The organism is Nitrosomonas sp. (genome assembly GCF_020852615.1).
GTDB lineage: Bacteria > Pseudomonadota > Gammaproteobacteria > Burkholderiales > Nitrosomonadaceae > Nitrosomonas.
The window spans coordinates 38,617-59,552 of record NZ_JADZAJ010000012.1 but is presented as its reverse complement, the minus strand read 5'-3'; the positions used below and the strand labels follow the sequence as shown (position 1 = coordinate 59,552).

Sequence of the window (20,936 nt, the reverse complement as noted above, 5' to 3'; positions counted from 1 at the left end):
CCTGCTGAAAAAATTTCTTAGGCACTTGCACAAAGGAGGATGCAATCATGAAAGAGAAAAGTATCTTATCCGAAGGTAAACAGATCCAGCTTGCCACTGAGCTGGTTCGACTGGGCGCCAGGCTGCAGGTGCTCGAAGCATCTACCACTCTCAGCCGGGAGCGCCTGGTGAAACTGTATAAAGAAGTCAAAGGAGCTTCTCCTCCCAAGGGCATGCTCCCTTATTCCGAGGACTGGTTCACAGGCTGGCAGCCCAATATGCACGCTTCATTATTCATCAACATTTATAACTACATTACCAAATACACTAAGGTTCGTGATATTGACGCGATCATAAAAAGCTATCAGCTGTATCTTGAGCATATCGAGGTGAACCGTTTACAGCGTATCTTAAGTTTTACCCGTGCCTGGACACTGGTGCGTTTCGTGGAGAGCAAGGTGTTGTCTGTTACCTCCTGTGTTAAATGTACCGGCAATTTCCTGGCACACAGCCTGGATATTCAGTCCAATCATGTATGCGGCCTGTGCCATGTGCCTTCACGTGCCGGTAAAACCAAACGGGCTGCTCAGGAAGCCAGGGAAGAGGTTGAGGTTCGGGAATTGTGTGTGATCTGAGCTTTCCGGTCATAGCGGTTTTATTTTCTTTTCTTCTGTCTGCAGCATTCGTAACAAGTAAATGGTAAACACCTGGTTGCATTAACAGCGATCAGGTGTCTTGCCAGAACAACCCCGCAAATCAATGTGTCGTTTTATCAGTATTGTCCGTGTATGTTGCCGGTCAATTCTGGCGTATGGCCTCAAAATCCGGGATAATCGCCCAAAATTCATATTTCCCGGCTGAATGGGGTTTTCAAGAAACCCATGGTCATATCCTGTTGCCAATCCTGAAAATAGTCTACTAATTGAATCTGCTCAAAGCACTGGCCACTGTCAGCAGTATGACGCTGGTTTCGCGTATCCTCGGTTTTGTACGGGATCTGATCATTGCCAGGATTTTTGGTGCAGGAGTGGCAACTGATGCTTTCTTTGTCGCTTTTCGTATTCCCAATCTGTTGCGACGCCTGTTCGCAGAAGGTGCGTTTTCCCAGGCGTTTGTTCCGGTTCTGGCCGAGTATAAAAATAATCGTACGGAAGAGCAGACCCGGGAACTCATTGATCATGTGACAACGTTGCTTGGCACAGCACTGTTTGTTGTGACTCTGATAGGAATTCTGGCTGCACCGCTGATTATTTATATCAGCGCACCGGGATTTGCTGCCATACCGGATAAATTCGATCTGACGGTCGAGCTGCTCCGGATTACCTTTCCTTATATCCTGTTTATTTCGCTGGTGGCACTGGCTGGCGGGATACTGAATACCTACAGCCGTTTTTCTGTGCCTGCTCTGACGCCGACACTGCTGAATCTTTCCTTTATCGGCTGTGCGTTATGGCTGGCGCCTTTAATGGATCCGCCTGTACTGGCACTGGCCTGGGCAGTATTCATTGGCGGCATTCTGCAACTTGCTTTTCAAATTCCTTTTTTGCTGCGCCTGAAGAGAATGCCGCGGTTACGTTTCAGGTTTCATGGCAGCGGGGCGTGGCGCGTGCTTAAGCTCATGGGGCCTGCCGTATTTGGCGTTTCGATCAGCCAGATCAGCCTGCTGATCAATACCATTTTTGCGTCACTGCTGGTCACCGGGAGTGTTTCCTGGCTGTATTACGCTGACCGGCTGATGGAATTTCCGGCAGGTATGCTGGGTGTGGCGCTGGGCACTGTAATCCTGCCTTCACTTTCACATCATTATACGGAGAACAGTACGGAGGAGTTCTCACACCTGCTGGACTGGGGATTACGCCTGACTTTTCTGCTGACACTGCCGGCTGCAGTAGCGCTGGCATTGCTGGCCACCCCTCTTATCACAACGTTGTTTTACTATGGTGCTTTTACCATGGAGGATGTGTGGATGACCCGGGAAGCACTGATCGCCTACAGCATCGGGTTGCTTGGGCTGATACTGGTCAAAGTGCTGGCACCCGGTTTTTACGCCCGGCAGAATATCAGAACCCCGGTCAAGATTGCGATATTGACGCTGCTTGCCACCCAACTCATGAACCTTGCATTCATCATCCCGCTGAAACACGCCGGATTGGCGCTGGCGATCGGCCTGGGCGCATGCCTCAATGCCGGAATGCTTTATACCAAACTGCGTTCCCAGGGTATCTATCAACCCTTGCCCGGCTGGAGAATATTTCTGCTCAAGATTCTGACAGCCCTGACTGTAATGGGTGCAGGGTTGTGGCTGGCAACCGGAGATAGCGCCGAATGGTTTACCTTTACCGCAACTGAACGTGCGATGAAGCTGGGGTGGGTGGTCATACTGGGTGGCATCAGCTACTTTGCGTGCCTGTGGCTGCTGGGGCTCCGACTGCGCGATTTCGTACGGCATCAGCCTTCTCCGGGCAGTTGAAATATCTTTGTTTTTCGTTTTGTCTGATACCCGTATTGTGGAAAATATCTGCCTGTTTTTATTCTATAAAAGATCATGAGTAAATTCCCGGAGCATAATCCTCATCTGCACTACCGGCCAGATATTGACGGCCTGCGTGCACTTGCCATCCTGCCAGTGGTGGCATTTCACGCTTTTCCACGCTATTCACCGGGTGGTTTCATTGGTGTCGATATATTTTTTGTTATTTCCGGCTATCTGATTTCGCTGATTATTTTCCGTAGCCTTGAGCGTGGCGATTTCAGTTTTGCTGATTTTTACATGCGCCGTGTACGGCGCATCTTCCCGGCTTTGATTACCGTGCTGGCAGTCAGCTTCATCATTGGCTGGTTTGTACTGCTGCCGGATGAATTCAAGCAGCTCAGCAAGCATATTGCAGCCAGTGCCGGCTTTGTGCAGAACATCGTTCTGCGGCGAGAGGCAGGCTATTTCGATGTGGCTTCGGAGCTCAAACCTTTGCTGCATCTGTGGTCACTGTCGGTAGAAGAGCAGTTCTACCTGTTTTTTCCGTTGTTCATCTGGCTACTCTGGCGCAAGGGTCTGAATCTGCTTACTGGCATTGTGCTGGTTATGCTGATTTCCTTCCTGCTGGCTCGCAAGGGGGTTGATATAAATACGGTAAAGGCTTTTTTCTGGACACACCTGCGCATGTGGGAACTGATGGCCGGTGCCTTGCTTGCGCATATTCAGGTGTTTGGTGACTGGCCAGAGTTGCTGATGAAAGGATTACGCTGTCTGGTATTCAATCACATCATATTTCGTCAGGTACCGGAACCTTCCCGGCAGCCAGCGCTGCTGCACAATCTGGCTGCAGGTTTCGGGCTGGCTCTTATTTTTGCCGGTATCGCTTTTTATCGTGCTGAGATGCCCTGGCCGGGCCCACATGCGCTGGTGCCGGTGTTGGGGGCTATGCTGCTGATTGCCGCCGGGCCGCAAACCTGGATCAACCGTACGCTGCTGGCCAATAAACCGATGATCTGGATTGGCCTCATCAGCTATCCGCTGTATTTGTGGCACTGGCCGCTGCTTTCCTTTCTGCGCATTATGGAGGGCGATATGCCGGCTCGTGAATGGCGCATTGCAGTCGTGTTGACGAGCTTCATTCTTGCTGCACTTACCTGGCGGCTGATTGAAAGGCCGGCTCGTCGGGGGGGGGGGGGGGGGCGACATCCTGGAAAAACCCGGCATTGTGCCTGATGTTGCTGGCAATCGGCTATACGGGATTCAATACTTATGAGCGGGATGGGCTGGGATTTCGAGTAGAAAAATTCACCAGAAATTATGCAGTTTTGTTTGATGAAAGAAGCCGTCCCTGGGCGGCGGAGAATCAGGAAGCCGTTTGTAAAGCCCGTTTTCCATTTGCAGCAGAAAACGCATATTGCAGGTTGGATAAAGATGCTGCGCCATCAGTTCTGATTATCGGTGATTCTCATAGCAATTCACTTTATCCGGGAATGGTTAATTTATTTGCGGAGAGTACGGAAGTGCTTGCTGGCCTGGGCAGTGGCGGATGTGTGCCATTTCGGGAAATGCTATCCTTTGATCGTAAAACTTCAGAAGAAGATCGGGGGCGTTGCCTTAGTATCATCAGTCAGGCCCTCGATGCAGCCGGAAATTCTGCCGTGCATACTGTTTTGCTCGTTTCCCGCGGCCCGCTGTACCTGACTGGCAAAGGGTTTGCACCAGATGATTTTGCAGATGAGAAAAATCATGATTGGGTGCTGCATTATCAGGCACATCCGGAATTGGCTGATTACATGTCCGTCTGGGAAACTGCCATGCGCGCTATGCTTGCTGAGCTGGTTTCGGCTGGTAAGCGTGTTATCTTTGTACTTGATAATCCAGAACTGGGCTTTGATCCAAAATCCTGTATTGACTCAAGGCCTTTTCGCCTGACGCCAAAAAATCTTCGTTCTCCTTGTGCTGTGCCTCGTGCTGTTTTCGAGGAACGCAATCGTGACTACCGTACACTGGTAGCCAGGGTGCTGGCTGATTTCCCGCAAGTCGTTCTTATTGATGGCGCCAAACCATTTTGTGATGAACAATGGTGTTGGGCGATGAAGGACGGCAAGATACTTTATTTTGACGATGATCATGTATCGCTTGGTGGAGCGCGGCTTATCGCACAGGAAATCCTCCCATATCTGAATATACCTCATCAATAATATGGTTATATCAGATAGATACCTGCATTTTTTATATGGGGCTGAAAAACAGATGAACTGTTCCTGTTGCCCGATTAAAACAGCAACCTGCCGAGATTGATTTTCATCAGTAGTAGAAATGCGCTTTACTGTCCAAGCCAGCAGCCGGTAACAGATGTTTTTTTAGGGGTGACCAGGTTTCCGGTGAGCTGAAGTGCGCCTGTTTTCTCTGCAATGAGTGGAGCCGGGCGGCTTAACCCCATGCTTAACTCATGCTTGAGCCAAAAGATATTTCTGTTATATACTGCCGGCTGCAGCATGGTTTTTGTAAAAATTTTAAAGGGAACTTTTATAATGAAATCTGTTTACGCAGTTGCTATTGTCGCAGCAGTTTTACTGACAGCATGCGGACGTCCTTCGCAAGCACTCCCAGAAACTGAAAAAGCAAATTACGAAAAAATCATTTCTGGTCAAAAATTAGAATGCCCACATGGCTTGGATGGAAATGGTAATTGCCTGAAAGAAGGTGATAGTGGTATCCCTGCAGCACACTAAGCTAAAAATCTTCAAAAAAGGACCGCCTTTTTAGGCGGTTTTTTTATGGCTGCCGTTTTCGTTTGTATGGAAACCTGCCAAGCCCTGGTGGCGTGAGCCGGTTTGTTTGCAGATGAGTAGAACTACCTGCTTGCCTGTTTCCAGCACCCGGAAAAGGCGCTGGAACTGGTGGAGTGGAGGAGCCGGACGGTTATTCTACTTGAGCTGTTCCCGCAGCAGGTTAAGGATGCGTTGCGCTATTTCTGATCCTTCAGCAATCCCGTTTGTATTGAGGACACTGATTTCACTGTTCAATCCGACTTCGCTTACTTTGATCTGGTATTTTTCAGCAGTGGAATCTTTTTCGGTATCGTTTGACCAGAAAACCAGTTTGGAGAGTAGGCCTTTACCTGCAGCGGCTTTGCGGTTTTCTTCATCAGGGCTGATATACCGGACAAAATAGATTCCACTTGAGCGATCCCGGTCTTCCACGGTAAAGCCAATCCGGTCAAGCGCGTTACCTGCCCGCCGCCATGCACGATCAAATGGTTCTTTTACGATTAGTACACCTTTCCGGGTTTTGTCGAGGAAAGCTCGTTCTTCAACTGTACCGCCGGCAGCAACTTCAGCGGTTGCACGTTCTTCGTCCACACCAAAACGTTGCATCAGGCGGCTGAGCATTTCTGCTTCCAGCTCAGGATCAGATTTGCGTGGCTGCCAGATAGTACGGTTAGTGTTGCGATCAGCCAATACCTCAACCATGCCCCGGTGGCTGATATAAATCTCGGTTGTGCCAGGCTGCGGCTGTTCCAGGCGGGTACGGAACTTGTCCCGCTCGGCTGTGGAGTAAAGGCTGTCAAGGAAAGTCGACAACGCGCTGCGGATAAGATCCTGAGGAATTTTGGCACGATTTTCCGCCCAGTCAGTTTCCATAATCCCGATATCAGGTGCTTCCACCTTGAGCAGAAAACCCATGTCTTGCCAGAATTCTTTGATAACCGGCCATACTGCTGCGGGATCACGAGGTACGACCAGCCAGCGCTGTGTGCCTGATCGTTCAATATGGACGCCGTTCTGTAAATCAGTGGCGGAAAGTACAGTTGATCTTGCCGGATCTCTTGATTGTCCGTTACGTGCGCTGTTGTAAGCAGAGAACGTGGCACTGCCGGAAGCATCCAGGTCCGGGATGGCAAAACGATCATTGGTTTCCGGGCTGGTCAGATCAGGTGGAACTTCCAGCGGGGGCAGCTTTCCGGCCGATTTATAATCTATCTTTTTATTTTCGGGTAACAGGTTGCAACCTGAAACCAGGGCAGCCAACGTAATGTTTGCAATCAGAATGGTTGCCAGATGCTTGTTGCGCATGAATAAACCCTTAAACTGTAATACCAGCCTGGAGCATGGCTTTCCTGACCAGTTCATGGTGCTGGCTGGACAGAATCGTCAATGGCAAGCGTAAACTGTCATTGACCAGCCCCATTCTTGCCACAGCCCATTTAACCGGGATTGGATTGGCCTCGACAAACAGGTCTGTATGCAGTTTGAATAGCCGGGTGTTGATCTCCCGTGCCCGTGCTAAATCACCGGCAAAAGCAGCGGTACACATTTCATGCATTAATCTGGGAGCGACATTGGCGGTAACCGAGATAATGCCATGCCCGCCGAGTAATAATAATGCCAGTGCAGTGGCGTCATCGCCACTGTAAACCGCAAAGTTGTCCGGAATACGCTGCAGCAAATCACACCCGCGTGCAATATTGCCGGTAGCATCCTTGATGCCGACGATACCGGGTATTTGTGCCAGTCGTAATGCGGTATCGTTGCCAATATCTGCTACAGTTCGTCCCGGTACGTTATACAAAATCATCGGAATATCGACTGCTTCAGCGATTGCTTTGAAATGCCGGTATAACCCTTCCTGGGTAGGTTTGTTGTAATAGGGTGCGACAGATAGGCAGGCATTTGCACCGGCATTTTTCGAGAAAACTGTCAGCTCGATTGCTTCTCGTGTTGAGTTGGCGCCTGTTCCGGCGATGATCGGGATGCGTCCGGCAGCATGCGAGACAGCCGTGCGAATCAGCAGATGATGTTCATCGAAATCGACGGTGGGGGATTCACCCGTAGTGCCAACCACGACGATACCATCGGTTTTTTGTTCAATATGAAAGTCGATCAGGGCGCAGAACCTGTCCAGATCCAGCGCCCCATCTTCGAGCATGGGAGTGACAACAGCTACCAGACTGCCTTTGATCATGGCATATTATCCATCTGAAAATAATGGCCGTTATTCTACCCGAAACAGCCTGTCTTCATTCAATTTCAGCGACTGCCTGCCTGTGCGGCCTGGTGCTGTGCAGAGAATTGCATGCGGCCGCTGCTGTATTCCACCAGAATACTGTCCCCTGCAGAGAAATGGCCTTCCAGCAACTCTTTTGCCAGTGGATTTTCGATCTGGGCCTGAATTGCACGCTTCAGTGGCCGTGCACCGAATACCGGATCAAACCCGGCTTCTGCCAGTTTTTCCAGTGCCGATTCCGTAACCACCAGCTTCATTTCCATCTGTGCCAGTCTTTTACCCAGATTGCTCAGTTGAATCTGCGCAATCGACTTGATATGGGCTTCACCGAGTGAATGGAAAACGACAACTTCATCAATGCGGTTGATGAATTCCGGCCGGAAATAGGTTTTAACCTCACCCATTACCGCCAGCTTGATTACCTGATAATCATCCCCGCTCATTTGCTGAATCATCTGTGAACCCAGGTTGGAAGTCATAACGATAACCGTATTTTTGAAGTCCACAGTGCGTCCCTGGCCGTCTGTCATTCGTCCATCATCCAGCACCTGCAGCAGGACGTTGAACACATCCGGATGAGCTTTTTCCACTTCATCCAGTAAGATAACAGAGTAGGGTTTACGCCTTACCTGTTCAGTCAGATAGCCGCCTTCCTCGTAACCGACATACCCTGGAGGCGCCCCGATCAGGCGTGCAACCGAGTGCTTCTCCATGAATTCGGACATATCCACCCGGATCAGGTGTTCTTCGGAATCGAACAGGAATCCTGCCAGTGCCTTGCACAGTTCGGTCTTACCCACGCCGGTCGGCCCCAGAAACAGGAAAGATCCATAAGGCCGGTTGGGGTCGGCCAGTCCCGAACGGGAGCGTCGGATCGCATCAGAAACCAGACGGACGGCTTCATTCTGACCGATGACTCGTTCATGCAATTTGTCTTCCATGAATAATAGTTTTTCACGCTCGCCCTGCATCATTTTGGATACCGGGATGCCGGTGGCGCGTGAAACTACCTCAGCAATTTCTTCAGCACCTACCTGGGTACGGAATAATTTGGGCTGTGACACTTCTTCAGCTGATTCAGCGTGATGAAGCTGCTCGGCAAGCTGCGCTTCCAGTTGCGGGATACGCCCGTACAGCAGTTCCGATGCCTTTTGCAAATCCCCTTTGCGGCGTGCGGCTTCTTCTTCCCGACGCAGTTTTTCGAGCTCTTCCTTGATTTCCTGTGAGCCTTTTGCACGGGATTTTTCTGCTTTCAGAATTTCATCCAGATCAGCGTATTCGCGCTCCAGTTTCCCGATTTCTTCTTCAAGTAACGCCAGACGTTTTTTCGATGCTTCGTCCTTTTCCTTTCTGATAGCTTCACGTTCTATTTTCAGCTGGATTAAACGCCGATCGAGCTTATCCATCACTTCCGGCTTGGAATCCTGTTCCATACGAATACGGGCAGCGGCCTCATCGATCAGATCAATGGCTTTGTCCGGCAGAAAGCGGTCAGTGATATAGCGATGAGAGAGTTCAGCTGCGGCAACAATGGCCGGATCTGTGATTTCCACGCCGTGATGCAATTCATATTTTTCCTGCAAGCCGCGCAGGATGGCGATGGTTGCTTCCACGCCGGGTTCATCTACCAGCACTTTCTGGAAACGACGTTCCAGCGCAGCATCTTTTTCAACATATTTTCGGTATTCATCCAGCGTGGTTGCGCCGACACAGTGCAGCTCACCGCGTGCCAGCGCCGGCTTGAGCATATTGCCCGCATCCATTGCCCCTTCCGCCTTGCCGGCCCCTACCATCGTATGCAATTCATCAATGAATACAATGGTGCGACCTTCATCCTGTGCCAGCTCTTTCAGTACCGCTTTCAGCCGTTCCTCAAATTCGCCACGGTATTTGGCACCTGCCAGCAGTGCAGCCATATCCAGTGACAGTACGCGTTTGTTTTTCAGTGTTTCAGGTACTTCCCCGTTGACGATACGCTGTGCCAGTCCTTCCACGATGGCGGTTTTACCGACACCGGGCTCACCAATCAGGACGGGATTGTTTTTGGTGCGTCGCTGCAATACCTGGATTGTCCGGCGGATTTCGTCGTCACGGCCAATTACAGGGTCAAGCTTGCCGGAACGTGCCCGTTCGGTCAGATCCAGCGTGTATTTTTTCAACGCTTCACGGCTGCCTTCCGCTTCGGCATCGGTTACCTTTTCTCCGCCGCGCACAGAAGTGATCGCCTGCTCCAGTGCTGTGCGTGCGGCTCCATACTGCTTCAGCAATCGCCCGGTTTCGCCTTTGTCTTCCAATACTGCCAGCAGAAACATTTCCGAGGCAATGTACTGATCACCCCGTTTTTGTGCTTCTTTATCTGTCAGATTGAGCAGATTGGCCAGATCACGGGATACATTAATTTCTCCACCCGTACCTTCCACTTTCGGCAGGGTTTTCAGGCTTTGTGTCAGTGCTTCGCGCAATGGCTGAACATTTACGCCGGCCCGCTGCAGCAGCGAGGTAATGCTGCCATCCTCCTGCTGCATCAGTGCGAGCAGCAGATGCTGTGGTTCGATATAGGGATGATCCTGCCCCAGCGCCATGCTCTGCGCATCGGCGAGTGCCTGCTGAAATTTGGTGGTGAATTTGTCAAATCGCATGTCATCTCCTTAAGTAAGCATTGGAATGCCCCTACTATATGGCGAAACAGTGAAATTTCAACCCGGCGGCGCAATTAACAGGCCATCTCTTTTCTTGCGCAATGTTCCGGGTAGTGAGAGGCGTTATAATCAGCTCTTTTTAATAGAACAAGACGATTGTCTTGAGCCGTTTTATGTCTTCCACACCCGAATTGTTTCAAAGGACGCCATGGTTAAATGGCGAAGCTATCGAAGCCAAACGTGCAGAGCTGCGCGCCTATTTTCATACGACGCTGGACAGGTACGAACAGTTATTTGAGACCTTGCGCAACAATGAGGCTTATTACAAAAAGCCGATTGCGTTACGTCACCCGCTGATTTTTTATCTGGGCCACACTGCTACTTTTTTTGTCAACAAACTCGTCCTGGCGGGTGTACTGGCGGAGCGTATTGATCCGCGGCTGGAATCCATCTTTGCCGTGGGTGTGGATGAGATGAGCTGGGATGATCTGGATGCCACGCATTATGACTGGCCGGCAGTTGAGGAGGTAATGGCCTACCGCCGCAGCATGCGTGCGAAAGTGGATGGCCTTATCAGTTCATTGCCATTAACGTTGCCGATTACATGGGAGAGTCCGTGGTGGGCAATTGTAATGGGAGTGGAACATGAGCGTATTCATCTTGAAACTTCCTCTGTCCTGATTCGTCAGCACAAACTCGAATATGTACAGCCTCATCCCGCCTGGCAGCCTTGTCGCGAGAGCGGCAGTTCGCCAGAGAACAGGATGGTTACTGTCCCGGCAGGGAAAGTGGTGCTGGGCAAGGATAAAACCGATCCCGTTTACGGTTGGGATAATGAGTATGGCCATCATGAGGCGGAAGTGTCCGATTTTCAGGCCAGCTGTTATCTGGTCAGTAACCGGGAATTTCTTGGTTTTGTCGAAGCGCAGGGCTACAAAACAGATAGTTACTGGGAGGAAGAGGGGCTGGCATGGCGGAAATTTAGCGGTGCGGCTCATCCGACATTCTGGATACAGCAGGGGGATCAATGGCAGTTGCGCCTGATGACACAGGAAATACCGATGCCATGGAACTGGCCGGTAGAGGTCAACTACCATGAAGCCAAGGCATTCTGTAACTGGAAAGCAAAAACAGTCGGGAAGCCGGTGCGTTTACCCACTGAAGATGAATGGTATCGTTTATATGAGGTTGCCGGGCTGAGCGAAGTCCCCCGTACTGAACGGGCACAAGGCAATATTCATCTGGATTACTATGCGTCCAGCTGTCCGGTGGATAAATTTCGGCAGGGTGAGTTTTTTGATGTTGTCGGTAATGTCTGGCAGTGGACTGAAACACCTATGCATCCGTTCCCCGGTTTTGAGGTGCATCCGTTGTACGATGATTTCACCACACCCACTTTTGACGACCGGCATAATCTCATCAAGGGTGGATCATGGATTGCGTGCGGCAATGAATCCATTCGTGCATCACGTTATGCATTCCGCAGACATTTTTTCCAGCATGCTGGTTTCCGTTACGTGATTTCGGCCGCGTCTGCTGAACATCACAGCTCGCACTATGAAACGGATGAGCTGTTATCGCAGTATGCTGAATTTCATTATGGCGATACTTATTTTGATGTGCCCAACTTCCCGGCCACTCTGGCAAAGCTGGCGATTACTGCCATGGAAGATCGCCCGGCGCGTACAGCACTTGATCTGGGGTGTGCTTCCGGACGAGCCACATTTGAGCTGGCACGTCATTTTGAGCATGTCACCGGTGTTGATTTTTCGGCACGTTTTATCAATCAGGGCGTCATGCTGGCAGAACATGGCATTCTGCGTTATACCCTGACAGATGAAGGGGAGCTGGTTTCTTACCGGGAATGCACGCTTGCCGGATTGGATTTGAAAGAAGTTAAACACAAGGTGGAGTTTTTTCAGGGGGATGCCTGTAATCTCAAGCCGATACTGACCGGCTATGATCTGATTCTGGCAGCCAATCTGATCGATCGGTTGTATGAGCCTGCCAGATTCCTGACTGCGGTGCATGAACGGCTGAACAAAGGCGGGCTGTTATTGCTGGCTTCGCCTTATACCTGGCTGGAGGAACACACCAAACGGGAACATTGGGTGGGTGGTTTCAAACGGGATGGTGAAAATTTCACAACGCTGGACGGCCTGAAAGAAATGCTCAACAGCCATTTCCGCTTACTTGGAGAACCGCAGCAAGTGCCGTTTGTGATTCGTGAAACCCGGCGTAAATTCCAGCATACGCTGTCAGAAGTGACGCTCTGGGAAAAGATTGCTTGAATAATGACTTTAATCACAATTTCGATCATGAAATTGATCGGGATGGGACATTCAGCACCAAATATGATGGGCGTGAGATAACGTTCGGTCGTCCGGATGTCATGCCATTGTGGGTGGCGGATATGGATTTTGCCGCCCCGGCAGCTGTCACTGAGGCACTGGTTACTCGTGCCACTCATCCTGTTTACGGCTATACACTTTTTCCTGACAGTCTGTATGAATCCCTGATCAGCTGGATGGAATTACGCCATGGCTGGCGGATAGCGCGAGAATGGATTGTCTTCTGTCCGGGCGTGGTGCCTTCGCTGAGCACATCCATCCTTGCGCTGAGCCAGCCGGGTGAAGCTGTCATCGTTCAGCCGCCGGTGTATTACCCTTTCTTCTCAGTGATCAAAAAAACCGGCAGAACGCTGCTGAACAATGCCTTGCAACAGGGGCAGGGGCGTTACAACATGGATTACGCTGACTTGGCACAACAGGCGGTGGCTGCACGCATGCTGTTATTGTGCTCGCCGCATAATCCGGTTGGTCGGGTATGGAGCAGACCGGAACTGGAAAAGCTGTTGGATATCGCCGGACAGCATAATCTGATTATTGTCTCGGATGAAATCCATGCCGATCTGGTTTATCCGGGGAACAAACATCATATCCTTGCCAGTCTGGCAGATTCTCCGGAATCGGTCATTACTGCTGTGGCACCGAGTAAAACCTTCAATATCCCGGGGCTTAATTTATCTGCCCTGATTGTTCCCCATCCGGAATACCGGGCGGCTATCCGGGAGCAACTGGATGTGATGCATGTCAGTGCGGCTAACCCGTTCAGCATTGTGGCATTTGAGGCAGCTTATCGTGCAGGTGGTAAATGGCTGGATGCGTTAATGGTATATCTGGATGTTTCTCGCAAGATGGTGCTGGATTATCTGACCGAGTATCTGCCGCAAATCAGATTGATTCCTTCGCAGGGTACTTACCTGCTGTGGCTGGATTGTCGCGAGTTGGATATGACTGATGACGAGCTCAAATATTTCTTCATCTTTGAAGCCGGGCTCGGACTGAATGCCGGTGTTTCCTATGGCAAAGAAGGCAGTGGTTTCATGCGTATGAACATCGGTACTCCCCGACACCGGATCAGGCAGGCACTGGAGAGCATTCGCGGTGCACTTGAACGAAGAAAAAACAGTGTTTCCTGAAAATAATTGATTTATTGCCCGGGAAAATACTGGTAAATAGATGAATACGGTTGCAACTGTGAGTATGGTGAAGCGGGTAACAGGGGAGAAACAGTACCTCATCTCATCTTTGCAGCATCCATGAGGGTTGTTGAAGTGATCCAGATAAACGGAAACAAAAATAGCAGGTATAAAGATCTGGATGATTGCCATGTCAGCCTGTAGCTTTTTCGCAGCAACATAATTTTGCAGAGGTTGCTTAACTTCTCTGTTTTTCATATTCTGGAATTTCTGCTATGTCTCGTAGCCCCCGGCAAGAATCACTATCTGATCCTGTCAATAGCAGCGAACTCACCATTACCGATGTTCTGACGCACGCAAAACCCCAAACCAAGCAACAGGCAATCTTTCAGCGCCTGATCCGGCAAATTGATGAGCAACGTGCCCAGGTTGCGGAGTGGCACACTTACAGCGAACGCTACGGTCAGCGCGTGGGCAGCGAATTGATGCCCCTGTTTGCACAACTGCGCGAAAAACGTATCGCCATGCTGCATCTGCTTGACACGCAATTTCATCAGAGCAATGTCGTTCGCGGCAAGCAACAGCGCGCAAAGTTATGCGACATTATTCTCAATCTGGCGCATGAGTTGCTGCTTGAACAGCGCGATGAGGAAATCGTGGCGCTGTATGACAGATATAGTGATTTCAGTTATGACGATCAGGCCGGGATTGATAAGGCCGTTTCGCAGGATGTGATCGAAGAACTGTTTGGTGTGCGTCTGGACGATGACAATGCGAATGTCAGCATGGAGGAAATGCTGGCAAAAGCCATGCGCCAACGACAGGAAGAAGAGGTCAGAAATAAAACCGGGTCAGGCTCACGCCGCCGTAAATCAGCCAAACAGGCGGCTGCTGAGGAGAAACGTGCGGCAGTAAAAAAAGAAATCAGCCAGTCCGTGCGTGAAATTTATCGCAAACTGGCCAGCAGCCTGCATCCTGATCGCGCAAGCACTGATCTGACAGTGGATGAGAAAACCACCCTGATGCAGCGCGTCAACCAGGCTTATGATCGGAGCGATTTGCTTGAACTGCTGAATATCCAGCTCGAAATAGAACAGATCGATACCAATTACCTCACCAATCTACCTGATGAACGCATTGAACATTACATTCAGGTACTGCGTGAGCAACTGGCGGAACTCCAGGTGGAGCTTGCGTCGTTATTGATGCCCTACCGGCAGCTGGTGCAGTATACGCAGAAAATCAGGCCGACCCATGTTGACAAGGCAATGGATGCCGAAATCACGCGGCTGGAAATGGATCTGAGGCAAGCTGATATTGACCTCATCGCTTTCCAGGATGCCAAACAGCTCGCGGCCTTCATTAAGTATTATCAGGTGGATAATGGGTTCGACGAGTTTGACGAGTTGCAAATGCTGGGTGATCTACTGAGCAGTTTTTCTGTGCCACCTGCCCGTCGGCGTAAGCGCTAAATACCAATCCGGACATACCTCAACAGCCAGGACAGAAAATCTGATTTTTCAATAATGGGGCCGGAATACAGAACGCTTGTTACACTTATTTCTTGATTCGAGATCTGACCCCGGCCAATACCAGCTACCCGATTAGATCTCACGCCCATTAAGTACTGCTGTCAGGATTTGCGCATCTTCCTTTGACTCAAATAGGAATAGAAGTGTGCAGGCTCCAAATTCTCGCTCAAGCTCTTGAAGGCGAACGGGATGATTGCCTTGGTGAAAACGCGTAGGAGATGAGGATTCATATGGCAGCTGATAGATACCGTACGTCCCTGGGTATGTGTAACGTCCGTCTGCTGCGACTTCACTAGGTATAATTGCTCGTCGAATGATCGATATAATCGAAGCAGTCATCGATAGACTCTCATGAGGCTCAACGTAATTATATATACGACAGTATTCACATCCGCTAAGGATCCTCTGCCAAACTATCTGCGTGGCCGTTACTGCGACTCAAAATGCTCGTTTATTACTTGTACCGCGCTTTTTACTCAGCGCAAGCGCCTCATCCTGGGCCGGCTTCATGGTTACCGGGGGAGTAAGAACAACGGAACTAAACTATCATCTACTGAAAGTAGTGGGTTAGCGCAGCTTGAGTGTAGACGACTCAAATCGTTTACCCGCACCAGGTTAAACGCGCATGAGTCAACGTATTTTATGTGAAACGTGCCGGAAGGTCAGAGAGCAGGGGCGATATAACGCAATACCACGTGAGAAGCGGGATGGAAAGGCAATGTTGTATTCCGGGGCGCTTGACCGTTACTGCGATAGTCCGGATGCCCGCACTCAATACCCACTGGGCCGGTGATGACGGCAGGCTGAGTGGATTTTGGGGTGGCCGCCCGAGGCAATCATGCAGAGTGCCAAGGCGTATCGAACCATGAGTGGCAGTTAACCGGGCTTCGCAGGTTTATTGCAGCATCGGGTTGATGATTTCTTCGATCTGTTTTTTCTTGATTCTTCCCAGGTGGGTATCGACGATCATGCCACTGCGGTCGATTGTGACAGTAAAAGGCAGTGCGCCTTGCGGGTTTCCCATGGCTTCCGCCAGGGTAAAGGCATCGAATTCTCCGACCAGCACCGGGTAGTTAATGTTGAATTCCTTGTGAAATGAAGCCACTTTTTCTGCATCATCTATGGCAACACCGAGAATAACCACATCTTTTTGCTGATACGTTGTATAGGTATCAATTAACTCCGGAATTTCATCACGGCAGGGCAGGCACCAGGTTGCCCAGAAATTAACGATAACAATTTTCCCCCGCCATTTCGACATGGCTTGGGGTGCTCCATTCAGATCAGACAAGGTTGCGCTGAAAAATTTGTCAGCCCCGGCTTTACGGTCCGTGCTCGACATTTGGGTTGTAATGCCCATTTCCCTGGATTTGTAAGCAACGCCGGCTGCCAGTGAAAGGATGGCGACAATGACATAAAACGAAAATTTACTGGGCTTGGACATAAAGTGTTTTCTGAAAAGGAAATTGATATGAGATGCGGATGTGGATCGGTTGTCAGGGAATCTCGGCACGGACCCGTGACCATGTGGGGGCCATGCAGAGATTCCTTAGAGCAGAATTGCATCCAGCACGGTGACAAAATCTTTTTTATCGAGATAGCCAATGATCTTGATATTAGGGATTTCAATCCCCTGCCGGTCGAAGAACAGGATTCCCGGCGGGCCAAAGAGTTTAAAGCGTTTGAGTAATGCGGCATCGTCCGGTGTGCCGTCAGTGACATTGATCTGCACCAGTTCGACATCTTTTAACCGTGCCTGTACCTGTGGATCCGTGAAAGTGAAGCGCTCCATTTCCTTGCAGGAAATACACCAGTCGGCATAAAAATCGATCATGACATAACGCCCCCGGGATTGCCGGATGAGTTCATCCAGCTCGGCCACTGTTTTAATCTGCCTGAATGGCAGTGGTTCAGCTGTGCTTGCGGAAGCTTCGGCAGGTTGCCCGGCAGGTGCGGCTGCGAGAGTGAGTCTGGATAAGGGTTGCAAAATATCCCGGCTTCCGGAGAGTACGCCAATGAGCAGGGCGATGCCTACCAGCAGAGCAATTACACCGACACCTTTGAGAAATTTATTGGAGCCCGATGCATGGCCGGGCAGTGGATCCAGTGCATGCAGATAGATTGCTGAAATAATCAGCAGCGCTGCCCAAAGCAGCATGTGTACAACTTCTGTGATGACAGGCGAGATTAGCCAGATGGCTACTGCCAGCAGCAGGACTCCAAAGAACTGCTGGACAGATTTCATCCATGCACCGGACTTGGGCAGCAGTGCGCCGGCTGAAATCCCCAGTAACAGTAATGGCACACCCATCCCTAATGCCATGACAAACAATGCAGAGCCACCCAGGACAACATCACGTGTCTGGCTGATATAAATCAGTGCGCCAGCCAGTGGAGCGGCGACGCAGGGACTGACGATCAGAGCGGACAGTGCACCCATTCCAAATACACCAGCCAGCTGACCCCCTTTGAAATGCCCCGTTTCTTCAGTCAATCTGTTTTGTATGGAAGAGGGCAATCGCAGTTCATAGAAGCCAAACATCGAAAAAGCAAGCACAACGAAGATCAGCGCAAAAGAGCCCAGTACCCAGGCATTTTGCAGTGCAGCGGACAGCATGGCACCGGATAAACCTGCTGCTGCGCCGGCGATGGCGTAAGTAATCGACATGCCCAGCACATAGGCCAGAGCAAGCATGAATCCACGCAGCTTGGACATCTGCTGTCCTTTGCTGGCGATAATTCCGGACAGGATCGGCAGCATGGGAAATACGCAGGGTGTAAAGGCGAGCAGTAAGCCGATGCCGAAAAAGCCACTCAGGATCAGCCAGAAATTACCACTGGCGAACAGGCGTTCTATTTTGTAAGACTCGGTTTCAAATAATGGCGCATTGCCACCGGGTGTCTGGAATAACCCGGCTGCAGCATCGGTACCGGCGGATGCCCGGGCATCCCCGCTGATCGTGCCGGCAACGGTATCAACCGCAGCTTTAACAGCCGGCAGGAGGATGTCGTTTACCTTGTTGATTGGCGCATAGCACACGCCGACAGGTTCATTGCATCCCTGATAGGTGGAGGACAGGGTGAGCGCTTCCGGGGAAGCAGCGTCCCGGTTCAGTGAGATAATGGCTTCGAGTGGCTGATAATAAACTTCAGTCTGACCAAAGGCAGGGTCCTGCTTCATTTTGCCGGCTGGCAAAGTTACCTTGCCAATATGTACGCCTGCACTTCTCGACTCAAACTTAATTTTATCCCGATAGAGGTAGTAATCTTTGGCGGGTGTCAGGCGGGCAATCAGTGTGTGATCATCTCGGGCCTCAAGTGACAGTTTGAAAGCCTCATCCGGGGGCAGCAGTTCCTGCTCGACCTGTTCGGAGGTGACTCCCAGCTGTTGCAGGATGTTCATCAATCCGCCTGACTGGTTTTCCTCGGCCAGGACATGGGTACTTATCAGACTCAGTAGCAGTAAAGCAGTTTTTATCCAGTGCATTGGTTATCTCGGTCAAATATTGGGTTCAGTTGTTTCGTGAGCAATCCACTGTAAATAAGCAGACAGCCCGTTATCAACAGGGACAGCAATAATTTCGGGGAGTTCGTAGGGGTGTAGTGATTTGATAGCTTGTTCTACAGCCTCGTAACGTTGCCGGGTGGTTTTAATCAGAACCGGGAATTCGCTGGCTGCTTCGATCTGATTCTGCCACCGGTAAACGGAGGTGCCCTCTTGCAGAATATTGACGCAGGCAGCCAGTCTGCGATCAACCAGTAATTCTGCCAGCTCCCTGGCATGTGCATTATCCGGGAAGCTGGTCAGAACAAGCAGAATTTGCGGTGATCCGGTCATTTTTATGTGGTTCCGGGAGCGGCCACCCCGGCAGGTAGTCTCGAATTTCTGTGATATTCTACTGTAGTAAGCGAAATTTCTCGTGGCAATCAACAAGAATGGTGTGAAGCGATATGATGAAAAATCTGTTTGTATTACTCCAGTCCATTACGATTATTTTCCCTATCAGTGTTTTCTTTGCTTATATCATTATGGACGAGGGAGATCAGTTTACCTACGCGCATTATCTGGCGACGACACTGAGTGCTTTTCCTTTTTGCATGGTGCTGCTGATCAAATATTTCATATCCGGGTTTGATAAGAAGTAATTTAGGTTCGTCGGAACAGATAAAGAAGCGATATCCGCAATATCCGGGTTGCCCGCCGGCGTCTATGATATTGTCCTGTTTCTGCAACCGGGATTACAGATGACATGAACAAACTGACTTATCTTTTCGTTACGCTTCTGCTGTTTTTTTCAGTACTGCCGCTGGCTGCTCAAGCAGAAAAAGGCTACGCAAGCGATCAGGTTGAAGTACTGATGCGAACCGGTCCTACTCAACAGCATGCGATTGTACGTGTGCTGAAAAGTGGTGCGGAGCTGGAGGTGCTGGAACGTGATCAGAGCAAAGGATATACCAGGGTTAAAACTGCTGGCGGGGCAGAAGGCTGGGTGCTGTCCCGGCATTTGATGGCAGATCCGGCTGCTCGTGAGCTGCTTGAAAAGTTAGGTAATGATTTCTCCGGGGGCGGCAGCAAGCTGGATAATCCCCGTGCTCAGGCTGACCTGATCCGGCATGAATTTGAGACGCTGACCAGACGGGCGGTTAATCTTGAGAAAGATAACAAGCGGCTGGAAGCGGAATTGGCCAGTATCAGACAGTTATCCGCCAATGCGGTGCAGTTAAGTGACCAAAACCGGGAAATGCGCCAACAGACGGCTGGTTTGAAGGAGAAGCTTGGCAAGCTTGAGCAGGAGAATCACACGCTCAGTGAAAAGATTCAGCGTGAATGGTTTTTTGCCGGGGCACTGGTACTGTTTTCCGGGTTGGTTATTGGGTTGATTGTTCCTCGCATTCAATGGCGCAAACGATCACGTTTCAGCGATTTCTGAAAAGGCTGATGTGCTCATCGCTGAACCAGTGCGCTTGGATGCTGAATTCGTATTGAAAAATGATCCTTCCTGCGAGACACCCAGCCACGCACTTCAAGCGGTTTGTTCAGATAAGTTTCCAGAGGTGGAAACAAGGCTCGATCGCGATTGTCGATGGTAAGCTCGAGGTTGTCACTGATAACAAGCCGGGTAAATTGGCGACTCTTTTTAAGTGTCCTGATTCTCACCAGATAACGCTGCCAGCCAAATGGTTTTTCAGTTAACCGGGTCAGTGGATGTGGCTGATAGTATTTCATTGACCAGATCCCGAGCTTCCTGGCTTCTGCCTGTTGCTGTGCCCTGATGATGGTATCGGTATGCAGCAGGTTGGGTGGTATCGGGCTGGCTGCGGCTAATCCCTTTTCTACCAGGGAAAGGTTGATGTGTTCTCCATCCGGAAGATATAAATGGGCGAGTATCCGCCTGTAGTGGTCATATTTTTGCTGATCGTGTTCCAGATATACATTGCGTCCCTGTAATTTTGCCTGCAGCCATTTTTTTGCATCCAGTCCTCCCGGCTCTCCCGGATGATACCGGTTCTCAATTTCCGGTGCGTTGATACCTAACAGCCTTACCCGTTCGTTATTCTCAAGAACGACGGTATCGCCATCGATAACTCTGGTAACGCGATGTTTGCTGCGAACCGGCCGGACGGACAATTGCAAAACTTTTGCCGCAGGCGATGGGGTTTCTGAATAAAGGGTTCGGCCATACGTATCGGTAGAGCGATAGATGGTTTCAGTCAGGCCGAACTGGGCGTGCAGGAGAAACAGCAGGACGGCAAAGCAGTGAATTTTGCTGAAAGAGAATGATGCGGTGCGTTGTATTCGGAGGGCTCTGGTAAAATGCATG

Annotated in this window: 18 protein-coding genes; 11 read left to right on the top strand and 7 right to left on the bottom strand. The window is 50.4% G+C overall.

Annotated elements, in window-relative coordinates; genetic code table 11:
- Positions 1-47: 47 nt before the first annotated feature.
- The 5 genes from flhC (at position 48) to IT527_RS02255 (ending at position 5,187) form a co-directional block, all read left to right on the top strand.
- The gene (flhC, locus tag IT527_RS02275) at positions 48-614 is read left to right on the top strand and encodes a flagellar transcriptional regulator FlhC (RefSeq protein WP_292965985.1); all 567 of its coding nucleotides are present in this window, start codon (positions 48-50) and stop codon (positions 612-614) included.
- Between the two features lie 287 nt (positions 615-901).
- Positions 902-2,449, top strand: a complete 1,548-nt coding sequence (gene murJ, locus IT527_RS02270) for a murein biosynthesis integral membrane protein MurJ (protein WP_292965983.1) — start codon at positions 902-904, stop codon at positions 2,447-2,449.
- Positions 2,450-2,524: 75 nt separating this feature from the next.
- Positions 2,525-3,685 carry an acyltransferase gene (locus tag IT527_RS02265; RefSeq protein WP_292965980.1) on the top strand — a complete coding sequence of 387 codons (1,161 nt, stop codon included), beginning with the start codon at positions 2,525-2,527 and terminating at the stop codon, positions 3,683-3,685.
- On the top strand, positions 3,685-4,653 hold the full coding sequence (locus IT527_RS02260) for an SGNH hydrolase domain-containing protein (RefSeq protein WP_292965977.1): 969 nt from the start codon (positions 3,685-3,687) through the stop codon (positions 4,651-4,653). Before IT527_RS02265 ends, IT527_RS02260 begins: the two co-directional genes overlap by 1 nt.
- A gap of 297 nt (positions 4,654-4,950) precedes the next feature.
- Positions 4,951-5,187, top strand: coding sequence for a hypothetical protein (locus IT527_RS02255; RefSeq protein ID WP_292965974.1), 237 nt, complete (start codon positions 4,951-4,953; stop codon positions 5,185-5,187).
- A 195-nt stretch (positions 5,188-5,382) separates the two neighbouring features.
- Here the strand turns inward: IT527_RS02255 and bamC are convergent, their stop codons facing one another.
- From bamC to clpB, 3 genes are all read right to left on the bottom strand, one after another.
- Positions 5,383-6,531: an outer membrane protein assembly factor BamC gene (gene bamC, locus IT527_RS02250; RefSeq protein WP_292965971.1), complete on the bottom strand. Its 1,149-nt coding sequence runs from the start codon at positions 6,529-6,531 to the stop codon at positions 5,383-5,385.
- A 10-nt stretch (positions 6,532-6,541) separates the two neighbouring features.
- Positions 6,542-7,420, bottom strand: a complete 879-nt coding sequence (gene dapA / locus IT527_RS02245) for a 4-hydroxy-tetrahydrodipicolinate synthase (protein WP_292965968.1) — start codon at positions 7,418-7,420, stop codon at positions 6,542-6,544.
- A 65-nt stretch (positions 7,421-7,485) separates the two neighbouring features.
- Entirely contained in the window at positions 7,486-10,101 is a 2,616-nt protein-coding gene (gene clpB / locus IT527_RS02240; protein ID WP_292965965.1) for an ATP-dependent chaperone ClpB, read from the bottom strand.
- A 173-nt stretch (positions 10,102-10,274) separates the two neighbouring features.
- On the opposite strand from clpB, the gene ovoA reads away from it, so the two are divergent.
- From ovoA to IT527_RS02220, 4 genes are all read left to right on the top strand, one after another.
- Entirely contained in the window at positions 10,275-12,392 is a 2,118-nt protein-coding gene (gene ovoA / locus IT527_RS02235; RefSeq protein WP_292965962.1) for a 5-histidylcysteine sulfoxide synthase, read from the top strand.
- A complete protein-coding gene (locus IT527_RS02230) occupies positions 12,389-13,582 on the top strand; it encodes a pyridoxal phosphate-dependent aminotransferase (protein ID WP_292965959.1) in 1,194 nt (397 codons plus the stop codon). Before ovoA ends, IT527_RS02230 begins: the two co-directional genes overlap by 4 nt.
- Positions 13,583-13,857: 275 nt before the next feature.
- Complete coding sequence (locus IT527_RS02225; RefSeq protein ID WP_292965956.1) at positions 13,858-15,054, top strand: J domain-containing protein; 1,197 nt, start codon at positions 13,858-13,860, stop codon at positions 15,052-15,054.
- A gap of 685 nt (positions 15,055-15,739) precedes the next feature.
- Positions 15,740-15,907: a hypothetical protein gene (locus IT527_RS02220; RefSeq protein WP_292965953.1), complete on the top strand. Its 168-nt coding sequence runs from the start codon at positions 15,740-15,742 to the stop codon at positions 15,905-15,907.
- A gap of 102 nt (positions 15,908-16,009) precedes the next feature.
- Here the strand turns inward: IT527_RS02220 and IT527_RS02215 are convergent, their stop codons facing one another.
- From IT527_RS02215 to cutA, 3 genes are all read right to left on the bottom strand, one after another.
- Positions 16,010-16,558 (bottom strand): TlpA disulfide reductase family protein, encoded by a 549-nt coding sequence (locus IT527_RS02215; RefSeq protein WP_292965950.1) that lies wholly within the window; start codon positions 16,556-16,558, stop codon positions 16,010-16,012.
- A 105-nt stretch (positions 16,559-16,663) separates the two neighbouring features.
- Entirely contained in the window at positions 16,664-18,601 is a 1,938-nt protein-coding gene (gene dsbD / locus IT527_RS02210; RefSeq protein ID WP_292965948.1) for a protein-disulfide reductase DsbD, read from the bottom strand.
- A 12-nt stretch (positions 18,602-18,613) separates the two neighbouring features.
- The gene (gene cutA / locus IT527_RS02205; protein WP_292965946.1) at positions 18,614-18,952 is read right to left on the bottom strand and encodes a divalent-cation tolerance protein CutA; all 339 of its coding nucleotides are present in this window, start codon (positions 18,950-18,952) and stop codon (positions 18,614-18,616) included.
- 113 nt (positions 18,953-19,065) lie between these two features.
- On the opposite strand from cutA, the gene IT527_RS02200 reads away from it, so the two are divergent.
- Positions 19,066-19,260: a hypothetical protein gene (locus tag IT527_RS02200; protein ID WP_292965944.1), complete on the top strand. Its 195-nt coding sequence runs from the start codon at positions 19,066-19,068 to the stop codon at positions 19,258-19,260.
- Positions 19,261-19,364: 104 nt separating this feature from the next.
- The gene (locus IT527_RS02195) at positions 19,365-20,045 is read left to right on the top strand and encodes a TIGR04211 family SH3 domain-containing protein (RefSeq protein WP_292965942.1); all 681 of its coding nucleotides are present in this window, start codon (positions 19,365-19,367) and stop codon (positions 20,043-20,045) included.
- A gap of 14 nt (positions 20,046-20,059) precedes the next feature.
- Here IT527_RS02195 and IT527_RS02190 read toward each other — a convergent pair whose 3' ends face one another.
- Positions 20,060-20,935 carry a thermonuclease family protein gene (locus IT527_RS02190; protein ID WP_292965939.1) on the bottom strand — a complete coding sequence of 292 codons (876 nt, stop codon included), beginning with the start codon at positions 20,933-20,935 and terminating at the stop codon, positions 20,060-20,062.
- Between the last annotated feature and the right edge of the window lies 1 nt (position 20,936).